This is a genomic window from Enterococcus sp. DIV1314a (genome assembly GCF_051713805.1).
Taxonomy (GTDB): domain Bacteria; phylum Bacillota; class Bacilli; order Lactobacillales; family Enterococcaceae; genus Enterococcus_I; species Enterococcus_I aquimarinus.
The window spans coordinates 1,700,821-1,723,816 of sequence record NZ_JBIOQP010000001.1 but is presented as its reverse complement, the minus strand read 5'-3'; the positions used below and the strand labels follow the sequence as shown (position 1 = coordinate 1,723,816).

Annotated in this window: 28 protein-coding genes and 1 other annotated feature; of the genes, 2 read left to right on the top strand and 26 right to left on the bottom strand. The window is 39.7% G+C overall.

Annotated features, from left to right (window positions below; genetic code table 11):
- Positions 1 to 4: 4 nt before the first annotated feature.
- Both mraZ and IGI68_RS08100 read right to left on the bottom strand, forming a co-directional pair.
- Positions 5 to 436 carry a division/cell wall cluster transcriptional repressor MraZ gene (mraZ, locus tag IGI68_RS08105; RefSeq protein ID WP_438732145.1) on the bottom strand — a complete coding sequence of 144 codons (432 nt, stop codon included), beginning with the start codon at positions 434 to 436 and terminating at the stop codon, positions 5 to 7.
- A 151-nt stretch (positions 437 to 587) separates the two neighbouring features.
- Positions 588 to 956, bottom strand: a complete 369-nt coding sequence (locus tag IGI68_RS08100) for a DUF3397 domain-containing protein (RefSeq protein WP_071874978.1) — start codon at positions 954 to 956, stop codon at positions 588 to 590.
- 147 nt (positions 957 to 1,103) lie between these two features.
- Between IGI68_RS08100 and IGI68_RS08095 the strand changes: the two genes are divergently transcribed.
- Positions 1,104 to 2,060: a magnesium transporter CorA family protein gene (locus tag IGI68_RS08095; protein WP_438732142.1), complete on the top strand. Its 957-nt coding sequence runs from the start codon at positions 1,104 to 1,106 to the stop codon at positions 2,058 to 2,060.
- A gap of 76 nt (positions 2,061 to 2,136) precedes the next feature.
- Positions 2,137 to 2,253, top strand: coding sequence for a stressosome-associated protein Prli42 (gene prli42, locus IGI68_RS08090; RefSeq protein ID WP_071874980.1), 117 nt, complete (start codon positions 2,137 to 2,139; stop codon positions 2,251 to 2,253).
- A 65-nt stretch (positions 2,254 to 2,318) separates the two neighbouring features.
- On the opposite strand, the gene recN is transcribed toward prli42, so the two are convergent.
- From recN to leuC, 24 genes are all read right to left on the bottom strand, one after another.
- Complete coding sequence (gene recN / locus IGI68_RS08085) at positions 2,319 to 4,007, bottom strand: DNA repair protein RecN (protein WP_438732140.1); 1,689 nt, start codon at positions 4,005 to 4,007, stop codon at positions 2,319 to 2,321.
- Between the two features lie 11 nt (positions 4,008 to 4,018).
- Positions 4,019 to 4,471 (bottom strand): arginine repressor, encoded by a 453-nt coding sequence (locus tag IGI68_RS08080; RefSeq protein WP_071874982.1) that lies wholly within the window; start codon positions 4,469 to 4,471, stop codon positions 4,019 to 4,021.
- Between the two features lie 422 nt (positions 4,472 to 4,893).
- Positions 4,894 to 5,373 (bottom strand): GNAT family N-acetyltransferase, encoded by a 480-nt coding sequence (locus tag IGI68_RS08075; RefSeq protein WP_438732137.1) that lies wholly within the window; start codon positions 5,371 to 5,373, stop codon positions 4,894 to 4,896.
- Positions 5,374 to 5,543: 170 nt separating this feature from the next.
- Entirely contained in the window at positions 5,544 to 6,362 is an 819-nt protein-coding gene (locus tag IGI68_RS08070; RefSeq protein WP_438732135.1) for a TlyA family RNA methyltransferase, read from the bottom strand.
- Positions 6,362 to 7,261: a polyprenyl synthetase family protein gene (locus IGI68_RS08065; protein WP_438732133.1), complete on the bottom strand. Its 900-nt coding sequence runs from the start codon at positions 7,259 to 7,261 to the stop codon at positions 6,362 to 6,364. The genes IGI68_RS08070 and IGI68_RS08065 overlap by 1 nt, the downstream gene beginning before the upstream one ends.
- Positions 7,258 to 7,479 carry an exodeoxyribonuclease VII small subunit gene (locus IGI68_RS08060; protein WP_071874984.1) on the bottom strand — a complete coding sequence of 74 codons (222 nt, stop codon included), beginning with the start codon at positions 7,477 to 7,479 and terminating at the stop codon, positions 7,258 to 7,260. The genes IGI68_RS08065 and IGI68_RS08060 overlap by 4 nt, the downstream gene beginning before the upstream one ends.
- The gene (gene xseA, locus IGI68_RS08055; RefSeq protein WP_438732131.1) at positions 7,476 to 8,816 is read right to left on the bottom strand and encodes an exodeoxyribonuclease VII large subunit; all 1,341 of its coding nucleotides are present in this window, start codon (positions 8,814 to 8,816) and stop codon (positions 7,476 to 7,478) included. The genes IGI68_RS08060 and xseA overlap by 4 nt, the downstream gene beginning before the upstream one ends.
- A 25-nt stretch (positions 8,817 to 8,841) precedes the next feature.
- Entirely contained in the window at positions 8,842 to 9,687 is an 846-nt protein-coding gene (locus IGI68_RS08050; RefSeq protein WP_071874986.1) for a bifunctional methylenetetrahydrofolate dehydrogenase/methenyltetrahydrofolate cyclohydrolase, read from the bottom strand.
- Between the two features lie 78 nt (positions 9,688 to 9,765).
- Positions 9,766 to 10,215 carry a transcription antitermination factor NusB gene (gene nusB / locus IGI68_RS08045; protein WP_438732128.1) on the bottom strand — a complete coding sequence of 150 codons (450 nt, stop codon included), beginning with the start codon at positions 10,213 to 10,215 and terminating at the stop codon, positions 9,766 to 9,768.
- The gene (locus tag IGI68_RS08040) at positions 10,208 to 10,633 is read right to left on the bottom strand and encodes an Asp23/Gls24 family envelope stress response protein (protein ID WP_071874988.1); all 426 of its coding nucleotides are present in this window, start codon (positions 10,631 to 10,633) and stop codon (positions 10,208 to 10,210) included. The genes nusB and IGI68_RS08040 overlap by 8 nt, the downstream gene beginning before the upstream one ends.
- A gap of 118 nt (positions 10,634 to 10,751) precedes the next feature.
- Positions 10,752 to 11,816: a M24 family metallopeptidase gene (locus tag IGI68_RS08035; protein WP_438732126.1), complete on the bottom strand. Its 1,065-nt coding sequence runs from the start codon at positions 11,814 to 11,816 to the stop codon at positions 10,752 to 10,754.
- Between the two features lie 66 nt (positions 11,817 to 11,882).
- Positions 11,883 to 12,125 carry a GlsB/YeaQ/YmgE family stress response membrane protein gene (locus IGI68_RS08030; protein ID WP_071874990.1) on the bottom strand — a complete coding sequence of 81 codons (243 nt, stop codon included), beginning with the start codon at positions 12,123 to 12,125 and terminating at the stop codon, positions 11,883 to 11,885.
- Positions 12,126 to 12,310: 185 nt separating this feature from the next.
- Complete coding sequence (locus tag IGI68_RS08025) at positions 12,311 to 12,709, bottom strand: DUF956 family protein (RefSeq protein ID WP_438732123.1); 399 nt, start codon at positions 12,707 to 12,709, stop codon at positions 12,311 to 12,313.
- Between the two features lie 45 nt (positions 12,710 to 12,754).
- On the bottom strand, positions 12,755 to 13,669 hold the full coding sequence (locus tag IGI68_RS08020) for a PTS system mannose/fructose/sorbose family transporter subunit IID (RefSeq protein WP_438732121.1): 915 nt from the start codon (positions 13,667 to 13,669) through the stop codon (positions 12,755 to 12,757).
- Between the two features lie 25 nt (positions 13,670 to 13,694).
- The gene (locus IGI68_RS08015) at positions 13,695 to 14,504 is read right to left on the bottom strand and encodes a PTS mannose/fructose/sorbose transporter subunit IIC (protein WP_438732119.1); all 810 of its coding nucleotides are present in this window, start codon (positions 14,502 to 14,504) and stop codon (positions 13,695 to 13,697) included.
- Between the two features lie 25 nt (positions 14,505 to 14,529).
- The gene (locus IGI68_RS08010; protein ID WP_438732117.1) at positions 14,530 to 15,510 is read right to left on the bottom strand and encodes a mannose/fructose/sorbose PTS transporter subunit IIA; all 981 of its coding nucleotides are present in this window, start codon (positions 15,508 to 15,510) and stop codon (positions 14,530 to 14,532) included.
- A 17-nt stretch (positions 15,511 to 15,527) separates the two neighbouring features.
- Positions 15,528 to 16,022 (bottom strand): mannose/fructose/sorbose PTS transporter subunit IIB, encoded by a 495-nt coding sequence (locus tag IGI68_RS08005; RefSeq protein WP_071874995.1) that lies wholly within the window; start codon positions 16,020 to 16,022, stop codon positions 15,528 to 15,530.
- A gap of 140 nt (positions 16,023 to 16,162) precedes the next feature.
- Entirely contained in the window at positions 16,163 to 18,976 is a 2,814-nt protein-coding gene (locus IGI68_RS08000; RefSeq protein WP_438732115.1) for a sigma-54-dependent transcriptional regulator, read from the bottom strand.
- Positions 18,977 to 19,110: 134 nt separating this feature from the next.
- Positions 19,111 to 19,776: an HAD family hydrolase gene (locus tag IGI68_RS07995; RefSeq protein WP_071874997.1), complete on the bottom strand. Its 666-nt coding sequence runs from the start codon at positions 19,774 to 19,776 to the stop codon at positions 19,111 to 19,113.
- Positions 19,777 to 19,868: 92 nt separating this feature from the next.
- Positions 19,869 to 20,162, bottom strand: a complete 294-nt coding sequence (gene rpmA, locus IGI68_RS07990; protein WP_071874998.1) for a 50S ribosomal protein L27 — start codon at positions 20,160 to 20,162, stop codon at positions 19,869 to 19,871.
- Between the two features lie 12 nt (positions 20,163 to 20,174).
- Entirely contained in the window at positions 20,175 to 20,519 is a 345-nt protein-coding gene (locus IGI68_RS07985; RefSeq protein ID WP_071874999.1) for a ribosomal-processing cysteine protease Prp, read from the bottom strand.
- A gap of 22 nt (positions 20,520 to 20,541) precedes the next feature.
- Complete coding sequence (gene rplU, locus IGI68_RS07980) at positions 20,542 to 20,850, bottom strand: 50S ribosomal protein L21 (protein WP_071875000.1); 309 nt, start codon at positions 20,848 to 20,850, stop codon at positions 20,542 to 20,544.
- 19 nt (positions 20,851 to 20,869) lie between these two features.
- Positions 20,870 to 20,941 (bottom strand) — a sequence feature (ribosomal protein L21 leader region).
- 78 nt (positions 20,942 to 21,019) lie between these two features.
- Positions 21,020 to 21,613, bottom strand: a complete 594-nt coding sequence (gene leuD / locus IGI68_RS07975; protein WP_438732112.1) for a 3-isopropylmalate dehydratase small subunit — start codon at positions 21,611 to 21,613, stop codon at positions 21,020 to 21,022.
- On the bottom strand, positions 21,614 to 22,996 hold the full coding sequence (leuC, locus tag IGI68_RS07970) for a 3-isopropylmalate dehydratase large subunit (protein WP_438732110.1): 1,383 nt from the start codon (positions 22,994 to 22,996) through the stop codon (positions 21,614 to 21,616). It lies immediately after the preceding gene.

Genomic DNA, 22,996 nt, shown 5'->3' with positions numbered 1-22,996 from the left:
CTTTCTATAAACCGAAATCAATCATCGACTCGGCAATCTCATCAAAGTTTTCTTCTGCTTCTTCGGAGAATGCGTGCCAACGTTCTTCATCCCATATTTCAATACGGTTAGAAACCCCTACAATCACACAATTCTTTGTTAAGTTTCCATGATTTCTTAAAGAAATAGGCAGGTTAATTCGTCCTTGTTTATCAAGTTCACATTCAGTAGCAGCGGAATAAAAAAAGCGCACAAACGTACGAGCATCTTTTTTTGAGAGTGGCATTTCATTTAGCTTAGCCTCTAGTACAGCCCATTCGGATAACGGATAACCAAATAAACAGCCATCTAACCCTCTTGTTACCACAAACTTTTCGCCGAGTTTTTCTCGAAGTTTAGCTGGCATGATTAGTCGGCCTTTGGTATCGATTGTATGTTGGAATTCCCCCATGAACATCGATTATACCCCCATCTACCACTTGATATCCTCAGTCTACCACATCCCCCCACTTTCTACCACATTTTCTCTAGAATTCACTCTTTTTTTTTGATTTATTTTTACCAATTTCACTTGGAAAATCTTTTAAAAAACTTTTAAAAAACCTTGATTAAAAACGTAACATTAAACTCAGCACAATCAGTATAAATTGGGTAACCATCGAAAAAAGAAAGACAGAACGCCAATACATTTTGGCATAACGCGAATAATCAATTTCTTCGTAAAAATACGCGTGAAAAAAAGCTAAGCCAATTCCTAATAAGCTAATCGTAATCAAGAAATAAGGAAAAAGCGATTCCTTAAAAACAAGATAAGACAAGCGGTGAATCGCAATAAATAAAAAAGGCACCGCAATGTCTGGCGCTTTGATTCCATAGCGTTTTTTTAATGAGAAAAGGGATGTAACAAAGGCTGAAGCAAATAAAATGATAATCGGAGAAATAAACCAAAAAATAATATTAATCGTGATTGAAGGCATCTAAAGCCGTCCTTTCTATGAAGTAACTATCGCTACTATACTCTATTTTCTTTACATAATTGTTTCATTCGTTTTAAATATTCACATGTTCGTACTATAATAGAAGAAAACACTCAAAATGTGTTTCGATACTAAGGAGGCTAAGAGATGTTTTCTTATTTTACGATTTCTAATCAACAATTGGTCGAACAACCCGCGCGTGAGTCTTCCACAATTTGGACTCACATTTCTAACCCTAGCGAAAAGGTCATTCATCAATTGGCAAAAGAATATAATGTTCCACATTCGTATTTTACGTCTATTTTAGATGACGCTGAAAATTCACGCAGTGAGGGGCTTCAACAACTAACCTTTCATAAAGCAGTATTAGTCTTGTTACAATTTCCACACGAAGTCCTTAGTTCCAGCGGCTTTATCCGTTTTGACACCTATCCGTTGGCCTTAATTATTACACCGGATCTCAAAATCATTACCGTTTCCAAACAGCCTCCTTTATTTTTTAATTTTTTAAGAGAACATGTTTTTCCAGAAAACGATATCACACCAACGATGAACCTTTTCTTGCAAGTTCTTTGGCGATTAGTCACAGCGTATAACCATAGTTTAACAAAAATTAAAGCACAACTGGATGAGCTGGAAGGTCAAATTCAAGTCTCGACTGAAAATAAACAGCTCTATCAATTATTGAATTTGCAAAAAAGTCTTGTATTATTTGATGCAGCAACGGCCGCTAATTTCAAAACCTTAAAAGGACTTTCTGAAACCAAAATGTTTGAACAACAACACGCATACCATAATCATTTACACGATATTTTAGTAGAAGTTAGTCAAGCGATGACTTCCGTGCATATCCAGCTGCAACTCGTCCAACAAATGAACAACACTTTCTCGGCAGTCGTATCAAATAATTTGAATAATGTTATGAAAATCCTCACTTCTTTGACCATTGTCCTAACGATTCCGACAATTGTTGGAGGTATGTATGGTATGAATGTTCCCATTCCATTCGCCGAACACAAGAACGCCTTTTTATTTATTACGTTCTTAACAATTTTACTATGTGCATGGACGATTGCCTATTTAAAAAAGAAAAATCTTTTATAAATCTGCTATTCTACTCTTGAGTTATGATGAATTTGGTTGTACACTGTGCCTATCAACCAAATAAAGGATGAACGTCATGAAGGAAAACAAAAAAACAAGTACCTTTTCAAAAGTAACCAAAATCGTCGTTTGGATTATGCTAATTGTTATGCTTGGAACAACTGTCCTCACTGCGCTTTCTGCTTTACAATAATCAAAAAACAAACACAGAAAGGTCAACCAACCGCCGATTTAGGCTCTTGGTTCACCTTTTTTGTTTTATTTCTGTGGATTTTTTTGAGCCAATTGTAATAACTCCGTAGCATGTTCCATCGTTAAGGCAGTGATTTCAGAACCTGCAAGCATTCGAGCTATTTCATGGACGCGCATCTGATCATCTAGCTGGGTAATACTTGTTTGAGTACGACCATCTTGAACTTCTTTACTAATAAAATATTGATAGTCCGCTTGAGCCGCAACTTGTGGCAAATGCGTAATACACAAGACTTGTGAGTGGCGCGCAATTTTTGCTATTTTTTCAGCGATAGCCTGTGCGACCCGACCGCTCACTCCTGTATCCACTTCATCAAACACAATACTCGTCATTTCTTTCTCACGAGAAAAGATTGCTTTTAAGGCTAATAAAATACGCGACAATTCGCCGCCTGAAGCAACTTTAACAAGTGGCTTTAAGTCTTCTCCCAAATTGGTACTTAAATAAAAGGCCACTTGATCCATGCCCGTTTCATTTAACATTTCGGAATCTGTTTTAAAGCGAATTTCAAACCGAGTATTTTCCATGTAGAGCTCCGTTACTTCTTGCATAATTGCTTTTTCAAGTTGGCGCGCAATTTTTTGTCGTTCTTGATGCAACGTTTGTGCGTATTCAAAGACAATCGCTTGTTTTTCTTGCAATCGTTGGGTGTATTCTTCTAATTGATTCTCAAATCCCGTCATCGCCTCTAATTCTTCAGAGATTTCAGCGTAATACGTTAAAATTGCTGGAATAGACTCGCCATATTTTCTTTTCAATTGACGAATCGTTTCTAAGCGTAACATTACCTCATCCAGTCGCGCCTCATCTAATTCTAAATAATCTAATTGCCGCGAGGTTTCACTCGCAACATCTTGTAATAAGTAATAGGCACTTTGAAGATTCTCGCTAATTTTAAGATAAGACTCATCTAATCCTTCGATTTCTTGGATTTCGCTTAATGCAAGTCCCACACCATCAGTCAGGCTATGCGTATCAGCAGATAAAATTTCGTGCGTCTTCCCTAATGCATCAACGATTTTTTGAAAATTCACCAATTTCGCTCGCTCTTCCAATAATAACTCTTCTTCTCCGGGCTCCAGTTCAGCTTGCTCGATTTCTTCTTGTTGGAAACGAAGCATATCGATTCGTTGAACATAGGATTGCTCATTTTGTTTAATTTCCCGGGCTTTTTTTAGAAGTTTTTGATAGTCACTGTAGTGTTCTTGATAGACCTTTAGTTGCTGTTTGAAAGCTTTTGAACCAAAATGATCCATTAAAGAGAGATGTTTTTCAGGTTGCAATAATTCTTGATGCTCATTTTGACCTTGAATATCAACCAAGTACGTCCCTACCCGTCGTAATTGGACGAGCGGGATCGCACGACCGTTCAAACGACAAATATTTTTACCTGAGCGCGACATGTCTCTTTGCACAATCAGAAAACTTTCGGACTGATCGATGCCTAATTCTTCCATCAATGCGAAAAATTCTGGTTGTGTTGGCCATTCAAACACACCTTCTAGTAAACACTTCTCTTCACCATGACGAATATAATCACTGGAACTGCGCCCACCTGCAAGTAAGCCCATCGCATCGATAATAATTGATTTCCCTGCACCGGTTTCCCCTGTAAGAGCCGTCATTCCTTGATGAAAATCGATGTGTAAGAAAGGGATAATCGCAAAATTTTTAATCGTTAATTCTAATAACATTGGATTCGCTCCTAACGTTGATATTTCCGAAAGTTTTCGGCTAATTCGACCGCTTTTTCTTCCGTCCAAGTAATCATTAAGACTTTATCATCATCATTGAGACTACTAAAGAGCTCTTTTTGATAATATTTATCGACCAAGTTTCCTACTGCCGAAGCATTGCCGGGTAACGTCCGTAAGATGACGAATTTCTCCATTTGATCGACCGAAACAAGCGCCGTTTGAAGTAGCTTATTTAATTTTTCAATCACATCTTCTTGCGATTCATTCGGTAAGCTATAACGGTATCCGCCGTTGACTGAAGGAACTTTAATCAGTTTTAGTTCTTTAATATCTCTTGAAATCGTCGCTTGCGTCACTTCGATCCCTTGTAATTTTAAATAATCCACAAATTCTTCTTGTTTTTGAATTTCATGCTCTGTTAAAAAACGAGTCAATAAACGCTGGCGTTCTTTCTTTTTCATGGAATAATCCTCCTCGTTAAAGTCTTATCTATCATAGCTTATTTTTTGAAAGAATAAAAGTCGTTCATACGAGAAGCTCGCATAAAAAAAGAGAAATATGCCGCTTTTTTTATTTTTGATTCGATTTATTCTCCCGCCTTTAGTGCGGATACGCTCGGATATCGGCGTTTCAAAAAAACATTCATCAAAGTAACGATGACAAGCTTTTTTCAACCTTCAATCAATTCCACTAAAGACTAGGCGTATAGTCTCTCAAAAAGAAGATAAACCCTTTTGTTAGCACTCATCAGCAATAAAAAAAGAAGTAAAATCCTTTGACATTCGGATTTCACCTCTTACGGTTATCATTGAGCTAGATCAGTCATCATCCTTTTAAAACGCAAGGATGCTATTTTTAACAACGATTTTATTAAAAAAAGGCTTTAATCCTTGTCTTCAATCGTTTTTATATAAAAAACAAGCGCCATCTCTTCCTGAATCCATACGATTTCTCCAGTTTTTTGATAGCCCATTTTCTCATAAAAATGACATAATGTTGTTTCTTGTAAAATCGTACTTAAGCGCCACTCCTTCACTTCGGGAAATGTTTGCTCCACTAGTTGCATCGCTTGTGTGCCAATCCCTTGTCCTTCGACTAATGGATCCACTCCAATCGGCCCGATTTTCGCTGTAGTTCCCGAATCATCCATGACAACTCGAAGATAACCGATTCTTTTGTCCTGCTGCTTAATAAAAAAATAGCATTCAAGCGGTCGTTTAAATTTTGCAAGCAATGACGCTTGCGTTTGCTTAAACGGAGAACCTTCATCTTGGTATGTGTCATACAATGATTCAAAGGCTACCTTTTGCAAAAAATGAATTTGGGCTAATTCCGATTGCTGAACTTTTTCTAAAGAAATCATCCCGTCACCTCCTAAAATGATTTTTTTACAACAAATCGTTTAGACGACTCAGACAGCCGTAGATTCCTAAAAAACGACGAACGATTCCTACCTTTTCCTATCTAGCGTAAAAAGGACGCATTTCCTCGAAAAAGCATCGAAAAAAGCATCCTATCACTAGAACCAATTCATCATCGGAATCCTAGCGTCTCATGAGCACGTGCGACAACTTGTTCAATCTCAATCGCTGGATTTAAATGACCGACCGTCTCACTTTTTCGAAGATGAACAATAAATTCAATATTGCCTTCTCCACCAGTGATTGGTGAAAAATATAAATTTTCGACATCGTATCGTTCTTTTAAGGCAAACTGAACAATCATGTCAATGACGGCTTGATGCGTCTTAGGATCGCGAACAATCCCATTTTTGCCGATTGCCTCTCTTTGGGCTTCAAATTGCGGCTTAATTAAAGCCATCACTTCCCCATTATCGACCAAAATTTGATGGAGGGGCGGTAACATTAATTTGAGTGAAATGAACGACACATCAATCGTCGCCATTTCAGGTAAGCCATATAAAAAATCTTCTGGTTTGCTATAGCGAAAATTTGTCCGTTCCATCACGACAACCCGTTCATCTTGACGAATTTTCCAAGCGAGTTGATTGTAACCCACGTCAAGTGCATAACTTAATTTTGCGCCATGTTGTAACGCTACGTCCGTAAAGCCGCCCGTTGAAGAACCGATATCAAGAACGATTTTGTCCTTAAAATCTAAGCCAAAAACATTCATCGCCTTCACTAACTTCAGTCCACCTCTTGAAACGTAAGGGATTTTTTTGCCTTTGATTTCTAATTGAGTCGTTGTTGGGATTTTTTCACCAGGTTTATCTAACCGTTCATGTTTTTCAGTCAATACTAAACCAGCCATCACGCTGCGTTTCGCTTGATCGACATTGTCAAATAACCCTTGTTGCACCGCTAAAACATCCACTCTTTCTTTTTTCATCATTTCACACCTTTTCCTTCGAGCGCAAACCATTGGAATACCATAGATAATAAAACGACATCACAATTTACCTGTTCAAGCATCGCTAATCTTTGTTGGGCCTGCGCCATTTCATGCGCGAAGGCTTCCTTTGCGCCATCTAAGCCGAGTAATGCCGGATAGGTATTTTTTTCAAGCGAGGCGTCTTTTTGCGTTGCTTTGCCTAATTCTTCAGTCGAACTGATGACATCTAAAATATCATCACGAATTTGAAAAGCTAGCCCAAGATGCATGGCGAAAGCTTCCAAATCTGCTAACGTACTCGCTGATTGATTAGTTAAAATTCCTCCAGCAAGCACGGCAAAACGAATCAGTTCACCTGTTTTGCGCTGATGAATCGCGATAAGTTCTTCTAAAGAAACTTGTTGTCCTTCGCCTAAAATATCGGCTACTTGGCCCGCAACCATACCAGAACTTCCTGCCGCTTGACTAAGCAATTGCAGCAAGGTAATTTTTTTATCAGCATCAATCGACGCTTGACTCACCAATTGAAACGCCAATGTCAGTAACCCATCTCCCGCTAAAATTGCTAAGCCTTCACCAAAGACTTTGTGATTTGTCGGCTTCCCACGGCGTAAGTCGTCATTATCCATCGCAGGCAAATCATCGTGAATCAACGAATACGTGTGAATCATTTCTAACGCAGCGGCCACTTGAATCGTCCCTTGCTCAAGCGGATTTTTAAAAGCACTCGCAGTTAGACACAACAGCAAGGGGCGTAGGCGTTTGCCGCCCGCCTCAATCGAATAGCGCATGCTTTCTTGTAACTGCTCCTCGGTGACTTGTTCTGAAATAAAGCGCACCATTTCTGTTTCAACTGCGTCAATAATTTCTTGTTGAATCGCTTCAAAGGACTTCATGACTGCTCTCCATCAAATAGGATTAATTCATCTTCTTGTGTCATCATCTGGGTTAATGTTTTTTCGGCACTCTTTAACGTTCCTTCACATTGTTTGCTTAATTCCATTCCTCGTTGGAAGATCGTCAAGGCTTCTTCTAAAGGAACATCGCCTTTTTCTAAGCGCTGAACGATTGATTCTAATTCTTGTAATGATTCTTCAAATGTTGGTTTTGTCATTCATTTTCTCCTCCTACATCCATTACTTTCATGCGCGCTGTCCCATCTTGGTAGTGGACCGTCACTTGTTCCCCCACCGCTAGTGTCTTAACAGAAGCGATTAATTTCCCGGCCTCATTAACGGTATAACTATAGCCACGTCCCATAATGTTTAAAGGACTTAGCAAATTCAACGCTTGAACTTGTTGGGCAAAATCAGTTTGTTTTTGATTCAATAGACGAACCATTTGCTGGTTTAAGCGCTGATCTAAATGCTTCACATGCATGTTTTCTTCTCGCACTTGATGCAAAGGACTCATTTGCTTCAGACGATGGTGTAATTGGTTGCTGATTTTTTCTTTTTCATATAATTGATTTTGTAACGATTGTGATAATCGTTGCGTCAGTTGATCGAGCTTTTGGGCTTGCCCTTCATAAAGTCGTTCAGGTTGTTCAAATAAATACGAGCGAATGATCCGTTGATGTTGTTGCCTTTTTCCTTGTATCAGATGGAAAACGGCTTGTTGGATTCGTGCTTTTCTTTCTTGAATCCGTAAGACTTCTTCATTTAAAACCGGAACGGCTAACTCCGCTGCCGCAGTCGGTGTCGCAGCACGTACATCTGCGACTAAATCCGCTAAGGTTGTATCTGTCTCATGGCCAACCGAAGAAATCACTGGCGTATGGGCCGCAAAAATGGCTCGGACGACACGTTCTTCATTGTAAGGCCATAAGTCTTCAATCGACCCACCCCCTCGTCCAATAATCATCGTGTCAAAATCGCCCGATTCTTCCACGCGCCGAATATTACGAACGATATCATCAGCCGCTTGATTCCCTTGAACAATCGTTGGATAAAGGACAATTTGCGCAATCGGATAACGCCGTTCAATCGTCGTCATAATATCGCGAATCACGGCGCCACTTGGACTAGTTAACACCGCAATGCGTTTCGGATATTTAGGTAGCCCTTTTTTTTCACCAGCAAAAAGCCCTTCTGCCGATAATTTTTTCTTTAATTGTTCATACGCTTGGTAGAGAGCCCCGATGCCATCGGGTTCTATATGTTCGACATAAATTTGATAGCCACCGCTTGATTCAAAGAGCGATAAACGACCGACAACCAGTACTTTCATTCCTTCTTCGGGTTGAAATTGGAGTTTGCTAAAAGGTCCTTTAAACATGACGGCAGAAATCTTGGCATTCTCATCTTTTAAATTGAAATATTGGTGGCCCGGTCGTAGTCGGAAATTAGAGATTTCACCGGTTAGAAAAACCCTTTGTAAGTATGGATCGGCTTCAAATTTACGTTTTAAATACTTGGTTAGAGCAGTCACAGTCAAATACTGTTGCGCCATGTTCTCACCTAACTTTCTTTCCTATTTACCGTTTGCGTTTTGCTGCTTCTATCGTTTGTGCCATCAACATCGTGATTGTCATTGGACCCACACCTTTTGGCACTGGTGTAATATAACTTGCTAGTGGTTCGACCTCTTGATACGCGACATCGCCAATCAACTTGCCCTCTGCATCTCGATTCATTCCAACGTCAATGACTACCGCGCCTTCTTTCACAAATTCTTTGGTGACAAAATGGCCGCGACCAATCGCTACGACTAAGATATCCGCTTCGCTAGCGATTTTTGCTAAGTCTTTCGTACGAGAATGGGCGATGGTCACTGTCGCATTGGCTGCTAGTAATAAGTGTGCCATTGGTTTACCGACAATGTTACTACGACCAATAATGACCGCATTTTTCCCTTCTAAATCAATTTGATATGCCTCAAACATTTTCATAATCCCGTAAGGCGTACAAGGAATCATTTCCGGTGCACCCATAAATAATTTTCCGAGATTCATCGGGTGAAAACCATCGACATCTTTTGCAGGGTCAATGGCCAACAAGATTTTTTCAGAATCGATATGATTTGGTAACGGCAATTGCACTAAAATCCCGTGAAATGCCTCATCTTGATTATATCGCGCAATTTCAGCAAGTAATTCTTCTTCTGTAATCGATGCGTCATAACGTGAAACTTCTGAATGCAAGCCTAAACGCGTTGCCGCTAATTCTTTATTTTTTACATATGTTTGACTTGCTGGATTTTCTCCTACAAGCAAGACGACTAAACCAGGGGTAATCCCTTTTGTCTTCAGTTCTTTAACCTCTTGTTTCATATCCTCTTGCATTTTTTCTGCTAATGCTTTGCCATCAATCCGTATACCCATTGTCAGTCGCTCCCTTTAATCTTTATTCATTACCCGATTATTTTAGCATAACTTCAGTATAAATATAAAGAAGCTAGCTTATTTGCTAGCTTCTATTTCGTTATTAACATTCGAAAGGATCCCATTCACGAACTTTCTTGACTGATCGTCACTAAATACTTTCGTTAATTCTATCGCTTCGTTTAACACCACTTTATTTGGTACATTGTCAACATAAAGCATTTCAAACAACGCCAAGCGTAAGATGGTTACATCCATTTTGGATAACCGTTTTAACGTCCATCCTGTTCTTAAATACTTTTGAATGATTTCGTCTAGTTCTGCTTTACGTTCACAGACACCTGTGACTAATAAATCAAGATAGGCTGGAACAAAATGTTCTTGTTCTTCATCAATCATATCTTCGTGTTCTAACTCAATTGCATGCACGATGGCATCGTGTTTCGTTAATTCTTGATTAAAATCTAAAGGAAATAACGCTTGAATCGCCATTTGCCTAATTTCACGTCTTGATAATTCTTTATTCATTTTCAGCCTCATCATTTTCAAATAATTCTTCTAAATCCAATTGTTCTGTTTTTTCAGGAACTAATGATACAACGTGTATATTGACTTCGTCTAATTCAATATCCGTCATAAATAGCACTTGTTGCTTCACGCGACTTTGCACTTGCATCGCAACTTTTGGTACGGACACACCATATTTTAAATTGACATATAAATCAACTTTGATTCCCTCTTCATCAATGGTTAAGTGGACACCTTTACCATAAACAGAGCGGCCAAGTAATTCCGTCACGTTATTCGTAAAGCTTGCTTGCATACGGTGAACACCGTCAACTTTTGAAGCGGCAATCCCAATAATCACCTCGATGACTTCTGGTGCAATGACAATCTCACCTAATCCATGATCCGTATCTAATACTAAGCTCGTTTCATCTACCATTTTTCATTCCTCCATTTCCTAGTTATTTCTAGTGAAGCGTAACTCGTTCATTAAGCCTTATTATACAATATGTTTGCTGATTATTATAGTCGAAACCGTTTTACAAAGGAAAAAAAGATTATAAGATAATCAATTCCTTCGGTGAATGCGTTAAAATACGATTACCAGTGGTCGTAATGAGTAAATCATCTTCAATTCGAACCCCACCAATACCTGGTAAATAGATCCCCGGCTCATTCGTAATCACATTACCCGGTACAAATAATTTTGGCGATTTAAAAGAGACGTTTGGTCCTTCATGGATTTCTAACCCAATACCATGACCTGTTGAATGGCCAAATGCCTCGCCATAACCGTGAGAAGCAATGTAATCACGCGCAACAGCATCTAGTTCCACACCAGACATGCCAGCTTTGGCAACGGCATTGACCATGAGTTGTGCTTCTAAGACAATTTGATGAATCTCTTTTAATTTCTCACCTGGATCACCAAGCGCAAACGTTCTGGTCATATCCGAAACATAACCTTCATAGTAACAACCAAAATCTAATGTGATTAAGTCGCCTTTTTCAATCACTTTCGTACTTGCAACACCGTGTGGCATGGCAGAACGAACACCACTTGCGACGATTGTATCAAAAGAAACACTTGTTGCACCTAGCGAACGCATATAAAAATCAAGCTGATTGGCAACTTGAATTTCCGTCATTCCTGGTTTGATTTGCTCAAGAATATAGGCAAATCCTTGATCAGCAATCGCACATGCTTTTTCAATCAACGCGATTTCCGCTTCATCTTTCACTTCACGCAAGGACTCAATCAGACCACTAATTGGTAAAAGAGAACTTTCTTCCACGTCATCTTCTAATTGCGTATATTCCGCAAAACTCATGACCGTTTCTTCAAAAGCCAATACCTCGATTTCTTCTTGACGGCAAATATTCGCGACTTCTTCAAAAATCGGTCCAGTATGTTTGATAATTTCAAAGCCTAACGCTTGTTCAGCGGCTTGTTCCGTGTAACGAAAATCAGTCACAAAGAACGCTTTTGTTGGGGTAATAACTGCCAGCCCAGCCGTTCCCGTAAAATTCGCTAAGTAGCGTAAGTTGTAAGGATTCGTGACTAAAAAACCATCAATCGCTTCTTTGGCCATGGCGGCTCTTAAATTATTCACACGTAACATTTCTACATTCCTTCTTTCTTATTCCATAAACTTATTATAACAAAGTTTCTTGACTTTCAAATCGAATTAGTCATTTTTTCGACCAAAAAATAACGAAATCACTGCGACAAAAATAATCGCACCTAACACAGATGAAAGAATCGGCAGTCCACCGATTGTCGGTCCGCCTAAAGAAAAGAGACGCTCACCAATCACGGATCCCACAATTCCAGCAATAATATTAAAGATACAACCTCTTCGTTCCCCTGTTACAAAACTGGCTAAGATACCTATCACAGCACCCGCTAACATTGTCCCTAAAAAATCCATCGTCATCCCCCTCGTCTTGCTATTTCTTTTTCTAGTTTATCATAAAAAGAACACGGCAATCATTATTTTCTCCTAATAATATATTGTGTTTCTCAAAGAAAGTGTTGCATTAAAGACTGTGACGCAAGATATTCTCACGAAAGAACGAGCGACCAATCGGCTAGATCGGTCGCTCGTTTTGATTATTATTTTATTTTAGGACTTCTCTTTAACTTTTTAAAAGAAAAACCTTTGATTCCCCGGCTAACGACTTGGAAAAAGCTTAAAGAATGAACCATCCGATCGGGATCAACATAATGACGAATCTCTCTCAAGACTTTTTTAGGTTTTTTTGAAGAAAAGATGAACGTGCCATTTTTCTTCGTTTGAATGCCATAACGCGGAATCCATCTTCCTTTGAAAAAGACCGAGGCGACAACGTAATCGACTTCTTCCCACGGTATTTGAATAAATTTACGTGGATCACGACCATGATAAAATTCAAAGCCTTTATCGCCAATCATGATCTTTCCATAATCCGTTAACCCTGAAAAAGAGGTAGCGTCGATGACAAAGTCTACTTTCGTATTTAATGATTCGACCATTTTATCACTCCTTCAATTGCTTCATACCTCATTATAACCGATATTTTATAAAATACCGATAAGGTGACCAAGAATTCCGACTACAAATAGACCTAAGATAATCACGATTGGTGAAACTTTTTTCTTAAGTAACCACATACAACCTAATGTTAACAATAGGCCAGCTAATCCTGGGATTAATTGATCTAAGTTGGCTTGTAAAGTCGTTTCTTTAATATTGGATAACGCTTTTCCAGAAGAAACTTCTTGGAAAGCTTGTTGCAATCCTTGAGCGTTCATCGGAATTTTATCCCATTCAACATATGCTCCTTCAGATAACGTTACTTTAGAGACAACTGGGACAAAGGAAATATTTACCCAACGTTGAACTAAGGACGCTAGTACGAACATCCCTAAGATAGATGCCCCTTTTGTAACGTCTTGTAGTAAACCACCTGATAAGTCATCTGTAATAGCAGAACCTGCACGGTAACCAAATTCTTGTGTATACCACATGAATCCCCAACGGATAAGGTTCCAAGCGACGAAGAAAATAATTGGGCCTAAGATATTTCCACTAAGGGCAAGAGATGCTCCGAGTGCGCCTAACATTGGACGTACCGTGAACCAAAAGACAGGATCGCCGATACCAGCTAAAGGTCCCATCATTCCGACTTTTACCCCTTGAATCGCGACATCATCAACGGGTGCACCATTCGCACGTTCTTCTTCTAACGCTAAGGTTACTCCTAAAATTGGTGATGCAATATATGGGTGAGTATTAAAAAACTCTAAGTGACGTTGTAACGCCGCTGTACGATCTTCTTTTGATGAATATAATTTTTTAATCGCTGGAATCATTGAAAATGCGAAACCACCGTTTTGCATACGCTCATAGTTCCAAGATCCTTGGATAAACGTTGAACGCCAAGCAACTGCTAAACGATCTTTTTTCGTTAATTGAATTCTTTCTTCTACCATTGTTTGATTTCCTCCTTTTTTAGATTTAGTAATCGTTTAAGATGTCACCTAACGGATCACCTGAACTACTTCCGCCACCAGTGGAAGAACCACCCATTTTAGAAAGGTTTAAGTAAATTAATGCTAAAGCAACACCGATTGCGCCAATTCCGATTAACGTAATTTCAGAAATGGCAGCGATAACGAATCCTAAAACAAAGAATGGCCAAACTTCTTTTGTTGCCATCATATTAATTACAAGTGCATACCCTACTGCTACAACCATTCCACCACCGATTGCCATACCATCTGTTAACCATGCCGGCATCATTTCGAGTGTGTTTTTAACGGTTTCAGCTGGGATAAATAGTAACGCTGCAGCTGGAATCGCAATCCGTACCCCTTGCATCGCAATTGCGGCAACTTGTAATACTTCAATCTTACGGAAATTGCCTTCAGATGCTGCTTTGTCCATCATGTGAACGATTGGCACTGCTAATGTTCTTACTAACATTGTTAAGAAAAGACCTGCAACGGCTAAAGGAATCGCAATTGCGATTGCAGAAGGAATCCCTGCTTTACCTTGACCACCTAAAACTAAAATAATTGCTGCTGCAACCGACGCTAACGCCGCATCTGGCGCAACCGCTGCTCCAATGTTTGCCCATCCTAGAGCAATCATTTGTAGTGAACCACCTAAAATAATACCGATTTCTAAATTTCCTGTTACTAGACCGATTAAAGTACACGCTACTAATGGTTGGTGGAATTGGAATTCATCTAAAATCCCTTCCATACCTGCCAAGAAAGCGACGAATACAACTAAAATCATCTGGATTAAGTTTAAATCAGACATAATAAACCTCCTCAATTTCTTTTATTTAAGCTAATTCTTTCTTCGCTTTTTTCAATAATTCATCTAAGTTATCTTTTGAATCATTTGGTACTTTTCGAACATCAAAAGTCACACCAAGATCTTTTAGTTTCTCAAACGCGGCAACTTCTTCATGTCCCATTGATAATACTTTACTTACCACAACTTTTCCTGTGGAGTGTGCCAATGAACCCACGTTCACTTCTTTAATTTTCACGCCAGCTTCAACTACGCGTAAAACATCTTGTGGATTTTCAAAAAGTAGTAATGCTTTTGTATCGCCAAAGCGAGGATCTTTTGAAATTTCAATCATTTTACTAATTGGAATAACGTTCGCTTTCACCCCTGGAGGCGCCGCTTGTTCAATCAGTTTACGACGTAATTCATCTTTTGCTACCGCGTCAGACACTACAATAATCCGTGATGGATTGGTTGCTTTTGTCCAAGCTGTTGCGACTTGACCATGAAGCAAGCGAGAATCGACACGTGCTAACACAAATTTAATTTCGCCATCACCTAAAACCGTCCCTGCTGGAATCGCTCCTTGAGGTGCTGCTGGCGCATTTGCCACCACAACTTCTTCTGGTTCTAACTCTTCTGGTTTCACTTTTACGCCTTCTTTAGCTGTTCCCAAAATGGCTTTCGCTACGTCTTGCGCTTTTTCCATTGATAATCTTGCAGCATACGCTTCAATTAACATTGGTAAATTCATACCTGAAACAATCGCCCAATTTTCTTTGTGCGCTTCAAACAAACTATTCGCTTGATTGAATGGTGTTCCTCCCCATAAATCGACTAAAAATAATACTTCTGTTTGATCGTCAAAGGAATCGATTGCTGCTTGCATCTTAGCTTTGATATCATCTGGTCCTTCACTTGGATGCAACACACACGCTGCAACGTTTGGTTGTTCTCCAAAAATCATTGCGCCTGATTGCATCAGTCCATTAGCAAACTCTCCATGACTTGCGAGGATAATTCCTACCATTACCTTACCTCCTATATTCATTTTTCCTTACTACGTTTTTTTAGTAAGTCCATTAAAAAAATTTTTCGATCTGCTGGAACTTTCCGAACTTCCAAAATCACACCACAACGATCCAAATACTGAAACGCCGCGATATCTTTTTCGTCAACAGAAACAAAGTTCGTAATCATTTTTTTACCAGCGACAAAGTGCATGCCACCTATATTCACCGAAGAAATTTTGACTCCTCCTTGAATTAAAGCAACGACATCGTGTGGATTCGTAAATAAAAGCATCATTTTTTGATCCGTAAATAATTGACTGTTATAAATCGATAATAACTTGCCCACTGTGACTACATTGGCTTTGACTCCCGGGGGTGCTGCTTCCTGCAACATAAATTTTCGAAGAGGATCTTTGGCAACGTCATCACTAACGACGATAATTCGATTCACACCGGTTTCCTTAGTCCAAGCAGTTGCTACTTGACCATGAATGAGTCGGTCATCGATTCGCGCTAATTGAATCTCCACTTTCTTCGCCTCCTATTTCCACCTTATTCGCCTCCTCGTATAGTATATAAGCAAGTTCCGTGCCAACTTTTAATCAATACACTAGTTCACAAAACCTTAAGAACTCCTAAAAAATAATACACTAAAGAAAAACTGTTTCTTTAGTGTATTATTTGTGTATTATTTTGTGTATCGAGCATCACGAATAAATAGTATTTTTCGCTTAGCGGCACACTTAAATTAAAGGTCGTTTCTAACTCCGCCAAACACTCTGTTAATTGAAGAGAACGGGGATGAGCAACTGCTTGCTCCTCTTCTTCTCTTGTCGCAGACAGTGTTTGTTGGAGTAAAATACGCTCAATCATTCCTGCAAGATGTAAGGTGAAATTAATTTGAAAGTGCATCGATGAATTTTCACCATACCACAATTGGCATACCGTTGCGGCTACACCCCACAACACATCGATCACTTTCGCTGGATTTAAAAACAAGACATTTTCTTCTAAATACGACAAGCAAACTTCTCGACCGCCCGCTTCGTGTAGTTGTTGTGGAGAAGTGAAGAGTTCCTCTCCTAATAAGATGCTTTCTAACAATTCTCCTAAGTCAGCTTCTAAAAAAGTCTCAAGTGAAATAAACGGTACTTTTACGCCTGGATCCATCACACCTGTCGTCGCGATGAGCTGATAACTTTCTTGAATCGCTGGTAAGCGTTCCGCTAAATGGAGCATTGATTCCGTAATGACTTGAATCTCCGTCAAATTCTTCTCGGCGAGGACTTTTTCAAGCATCTCTTTCAATCGTTGCGCCGTTCCTTCCCCTGAAGCACAAATCGCCAGTATTCCTAACGGTAATTCTTTTTTCTTGGAAGATTGAATTTCCTTTAAGATTCCGTAACCTTGGAAGCCTTGGAGCGATTCAACGAGATCATCGAGCGTCGATCCCAATGTTTCTGCTTTACGTATCGCTTCTAATACAATCGGTGTACTAACCATATCAATCGTCCGCACACGAATACCCGTCTCTTGTTCTAATCGTTCATCAAAATGAGCCAACGAGCCCATATCAACTAATAATAAAACGCCACTTCCTTGATTAGCTTGTACGATTAAGGCTTTCAATTTTTCAAAAGCAACTTTTGGTGACATATCCAGTGGCATATCAAGCGCCAATACTTGCTCCATCTCTAATAACTGTCGGGCCACCTCTGCCATACTAGAGGCTGTACTATTACCGTGAGCCGCAATAATCAATCCAATTTTGCCTTCGGATTGACTGTACCGCAACGAAATCAGTAACGCCGCTAAATAGTAAATCTCATCTCTTGGAATTTGAATTGTAAAAAATGCGGCAATTTTTTCTTGAATCTCTTGGGCTAAGCGAAACTCCAGTGGATAATCTGAGACCATCAAACGAATATTCGAATGAATCGATCGTTTTTCTCCTAACTCAAATTTCTTTAAAAAGGAAGCAATGTGCAAACTCATGGCATAAATGAAGTTTTGTTGCGATTTTTCTGGAATATACTCTTGTACATGTTGGTATAGTTGATGCGTCACTTCAATGACTTTTGCATCCACAAATTCACTTAACTTATTTTCTGTTGAGAACGAAAACCCATGATCTTTATAAAACGATTGCAAATGGACATTAATATCAGTCGAAATAAAATGATTAATCGTTTCTTGATCGACCCCATCTGATTTTAGTAATGCTGCTTTATTTCCGATAATGTCATACAAATTATAAGGCAATTCGTAACTATCGGTATATGGATTGACTAGTTCTTGATTTGGATAGACCATTAACTTCGTCGGTAAATAACCAGCCAAGCCCATCGATAACTCGCGACGACTCGTTAACGAATGCAAACCAGCTCGAATACCTTCTGGTAAATCACCTAAAGTAATATCAATTTGCTCGCGGTGCATATGATTTAAAAATCCTCGCGCACAAACCAGCTGAACACTTGATTTTAATTGACCAATATTTCCAAAGGTCACACTGCCAATGAGTGCTTTAATGACTTCTTCCGTTAGCGAGATCCGCCGTTGAATGCGCGTCGCTTCTTGAGAAACCATTAATTGAATGAAATCAATTTTTTCTTGTGGCGTCCGTTTTTCAAAGGACGGTAATTGAATATGGATCGGAATACGGCGCAAAAAAGTATCAAGTAACGCCGAGTTAGGATTTTCTGTTGTGGCACCGACAATTCGAACATCTGCGTGTCGATTTTTCCCAACTTCACCTAAGCGATTATATAACCCATGATCCAACAAATAAAAAATCATCTCTTGGCCTTCTGGCGGCAAGCGATGGACTTCATCCAAGAATAACATCCCGCCATCCGCTTCATCAATCAACCCTGATTTTTCTTTATCCGCTCCCGTAAAAGCACCTTCGACGTAACCAAACAAGTAACTCATTAATAATTCGGGATTGTGCGCATAATCGGCACAGTTGAATACGACGAGTTTTTTCGTTTCTTGCACGACTTTATTTTCCTTGGCATATTGAAACATCGCATGCGCGAAATACGTTTTCCCAGATCCAGTTGGTCCCGTCACTAAACAATTCAGCCCTTTTGGAGGATATAAAATCGCAGCTTTCGCTTGTTCGACAGCATTTTTTAAACTCCCTCGACTACCAATTAAATGGATAAAAACATCATCTTTTTCACGTTGATTAAAAAACTCTTTGACTGGCGCTGGCGCCACCATTTTCACATTCAATATCGGCGGCACAACAGATGGCGCTTCCTCTGACACTTGTCCTGCTAAGCGATATTGAACTGGTCTACCGCCTATTTTCACTAACTTTCCTGCACGAACCAAGTCATTCAGATCTTTACTGACATTCGTTCGCTGAAAGTTTAGTTTTTCAGAAACTTCTTGTGTTGTCATCAAATAGTCACCATTCATCTTCTTTGATTGTTCCACTACATACGCATAAATCGCATCGATTCGTTTACTCAAAAAACTTTCCCCCTCTTCCAACGAATACCTTGCCTTCCGCCGTTTTTTTTATTATAACCACAATCTTCTCATTTTACCAATGATAGCCAAAAAAAGCCAATCACGACCCTCGTTGAACAAGGGCCTTGACTGGTTTATTCCTGCTCTTCACCAAAATACTGCTGACACTGTTCGATGGTTAACAGCGATAAATCACGGATAATCCCATCGGCTTCACGCAAGTCTTGTTTGGTAAATGCGGGATTTTCAAAACCAAGGCACACCATGCCTGCAGCTTTTGCGGCTTTAACGCCATTGACAGCATCTTCAATTACCAAGGCCGTCTCCGGTTTCACGCCTAATGCATCAGCAGCCTTCAAAAAGACATCTGGGAAGGGTTTTGAACGCGCACAGTCTTCTCCTGACACAAGTACCTGGAAATAAGGACGAATCCCTAATGCGTCGACTGCGAGAGCAATATCTTTATTTGATGAAGAAGAAGCGATTGCTAACGGAATCCCTGCTTCAAACAACCGTTGAATAAGGGTGATTGAACCCGGAATACTTTTGACAGGTAAATCTTTTCGCATTGCTTGACGAATCGCTTCACCACGCGTGATGCACGCATCAACACTGAGAGGTAAATTAAAATCAGCTTGAATTTTAGTCCACATCGTACGTAAGGTCATCCCAAAAAGTTGGTGATGATACGCATCCGGCACTTCAATCCCTTGTTCTCGTAGCATTTGCTGTTTTGACGCAATCCAAATCGGCTCTGAATCAACAATCACGCCATCCATATCAAAAATAACAGCTTTCATTATTGTGAACTCCCTTCTATTTCTAGCATATCGTTATAAAAAACGCTCCAAACTCTATCCTATCAAGAGTTTGGAGCGTTTTATTTTGTTTTTTAAGCTTCTACTGCTACTGGGTAAACTGATACTTGCTTTTTATCGCGGCCTTTACGTTCGAAACGTACGACACCATCGATTTTAGCGAATAATGTATCATCTCCACCAATACCTACGTTAGCGCCTGGATGGATTTTAGTACCACGTTGACGGTAAAGGATTGATCCACCTGTAACGGTTTGACCATCAGCACGTTTAGAACCTAAACGTTTTGATTGTGAGTCACGTCCGTTAGATGTAGAACCTCCACCTTTTTTCGTAGCGAAGAATTGTAAATTCATTTTCATTAACATGAAATGCACCTCCTACTGTTTTGTTAATGTTTCCACTTGGATCGATTCGCTATTCTCTTCTTGAACTGATTGGAGACCTAGCAATAAATTTTCTAATAAAATTTGTGTGATGTTTGTTTGCTCTTGCGTCATGTTACTTGGGATTTCAACATAAAGTTGACCCCCTTCAGTATCATCAGCGTCAATTAGCGGTTTTACTCCAGCTAAAGCTTCAATCCCATTAACGGTATTGATCGCTAAAGCAGAAACTGCGGCACAAACAATATCACTGCCATATTCACCTGCGTCCGCATGACCAGTTAGCTCAAATGTTTTGATCCGTCCTGAGTCATTGCGTTTAAATGTTCCTTTAATCATAGCTCGTCCTTACTTTAACTTATTATGCGTTAATTGCATCGATAACTACTTTTGTATACGGTTGACGATGACCTTGTTTACGGTGTGAACCTTTTTTAGGTTTGTATTTGTAAGTGACAACTTTCTTTTGTTTACCGTGTTTCTCCACAGTTCCCTCAACAGTTGCTCCTACGATTGTTGGCGCACCTACTTTTGTTGATTCGCCACCTACTAAGATTACCTCTTCAAAAGTCACTTTGTCGCCAGCTTCTACGTTTAATTTTTCAACGTAAATTGCTTGACCTACTTCAACTTTTACTTGTTTACCACCAGTTTTGATAATTGCGTACATGCTCTCAAGCACCTCCTTTTATTAGACTTAGACTCGCCATCCTAAGTGACTTACGTTCTTAATAACTTATTCTGTGCGGTTGTAGTTGTGGTGCTCACAATTACAACAATCCAATACTAGCAAAAAGTTACACCTGAGTCAACAAAAACTTGTTAAAAAAGGCATTTTTTTAGTTTGTTTGCCAATAACTTGGAATCGTTGCTTCATATGCGGTGATTTTATCAGCTTCCATTAAGGTTTCACCAATTTCATCTAACCCATTCACGAGACGGTGTTTCCAACTGCTGTCAATTTCAAAAGAATACGCGTGATCGTGTGTTTTGACGAGTTGATTCACCAAATCAATTTCAATGAGTGCTGCTGGTGATAGTTTTGCTAATTCAGCGACTTGTGCTTTGGATAATTCAATCGGGAGTAAGCCATTTTTCACGGCATTCATATAGAAGATATCACTATAACTTTCAGCAATGACTGCTTTAAAACCATAATCCATCAACGCCCATGCCGCATGTTCGCGCGAAGAACCCGAACCAAAGTTTTCCCCACTAATTAAGATTGTTGCTTCTTGGTATTCAGGGAAATTCAACACAAATTCAGGATTTAAACGCCGATCTCTTAAGTAGCGCCAATCATCAAATAAAAACTCACCAAAGCCTGTTTTCTCAATCCTTTTTAAATAAGTTTTTGGAATAATTTGATCCGTATCTAAATTATCATTCATAAATGGTACGGTTTTTCCTTGGTATTGTGTAAAAGCCTCCATCTATATCACCTCTTTCATGACTTGACGAACATCCACAAACTGCCCGTGAATCGCAGCTAATGCCGCCATGGCAGGAGAACAAAGATGGGTCCGCGAATTTTTACCTTGACGACCGACAAAATTTCGATTGGACGTTGAGGCACAGTGAATCCCCTCAGGTACTTTATCAGGATTCATTCCTAGACACATCGAACAACCGGGTTCCCGCCACTCAAAGCCTGCATCTAAGAAAATCTGATCTAAGCCAATTTTCTCAGCGGCTTGGCGAACCGGTCGTGAACCAGGAACGACAATCGCAGTCACGCCTTCTTTGACGGTTTTTCCTTTAATAAAACGAGCAGCTTCTTCCAAATCGGAAAGACGGCCATTCGTACACGATCCGATAAACACATACTCAATCGGAATATCCGACGCGACTTGACCAGGCTGTAAATCCATATAGTCATAGGCTTGTTGATCGTTATGATCTTTAATCGCTGGAAACGGCATTTCAATCGATACGCCCATCTCAGGATTGGTTCCCCACGTAATATACGGCGCTAATTGATCGGCTTCAAGAGTCAATACTTTGTCAAATGCAGACTCATCATCTGTGTAGAGTGTTTGCCAATCGGCTACAGCTGCCTCAAAATCAACAGGTGCATACTCTCTGCCTTTCACATATTCAAAGGTTTTGGCGTCTGGCGCCATCATGCCAATTTTAGCGCCTCCTTCAATCGACATATTACAAATAGTCATTCGTTCTTCCATGGTCAGATTTTGCACGGTATCACCATAAAATTCCACTGCATACCCGACCCCAAAGTCCACCCCATATGTCGCAATCAAAGCTAAGATAATATCTTTTGCATAAACGCCTGGTTGTAATTCCCCAGTAATTTTAACGCCCATGCGTTTTGGTTTTTTTTGCCAAAGCGTTTGCGTCGCCAGCACGTGCTCAACCTCGCTTGTCCCAATCCCAAAGGCAATCGCACCAAATGCACCATGCGTTGCTGTATGAGAGTCGCCACACACAATCGTTTTACCTGGTTGCGTTAAGCCGACTTCTGGTCCGACCATATGAACAATTCCTTGGCGCTGTGAGCCATTGTCACACAACGTAATTTTAAATTCCTCACAGTTTGTGCGTAAAGTATCCATTTGTTTTTTCGACACTAAATCCGTAATCGTAAAAATATCTTTTGTTGGCACATTATGATCCATCGTTCCAAACGTTTTATCTGGTCGACGAACTGAACGACCTGCCATTCGTAATCCTTCAAAGGCTTGAGGAGAAGTTACTTCATGAATCATTTGTAAATCAATATAAATTAATTGCGCTTCACCTGCTGCGCCATCGACAACATGTCGTTCCCAAACTTTATCAAATAGTGTTTTTGCCAT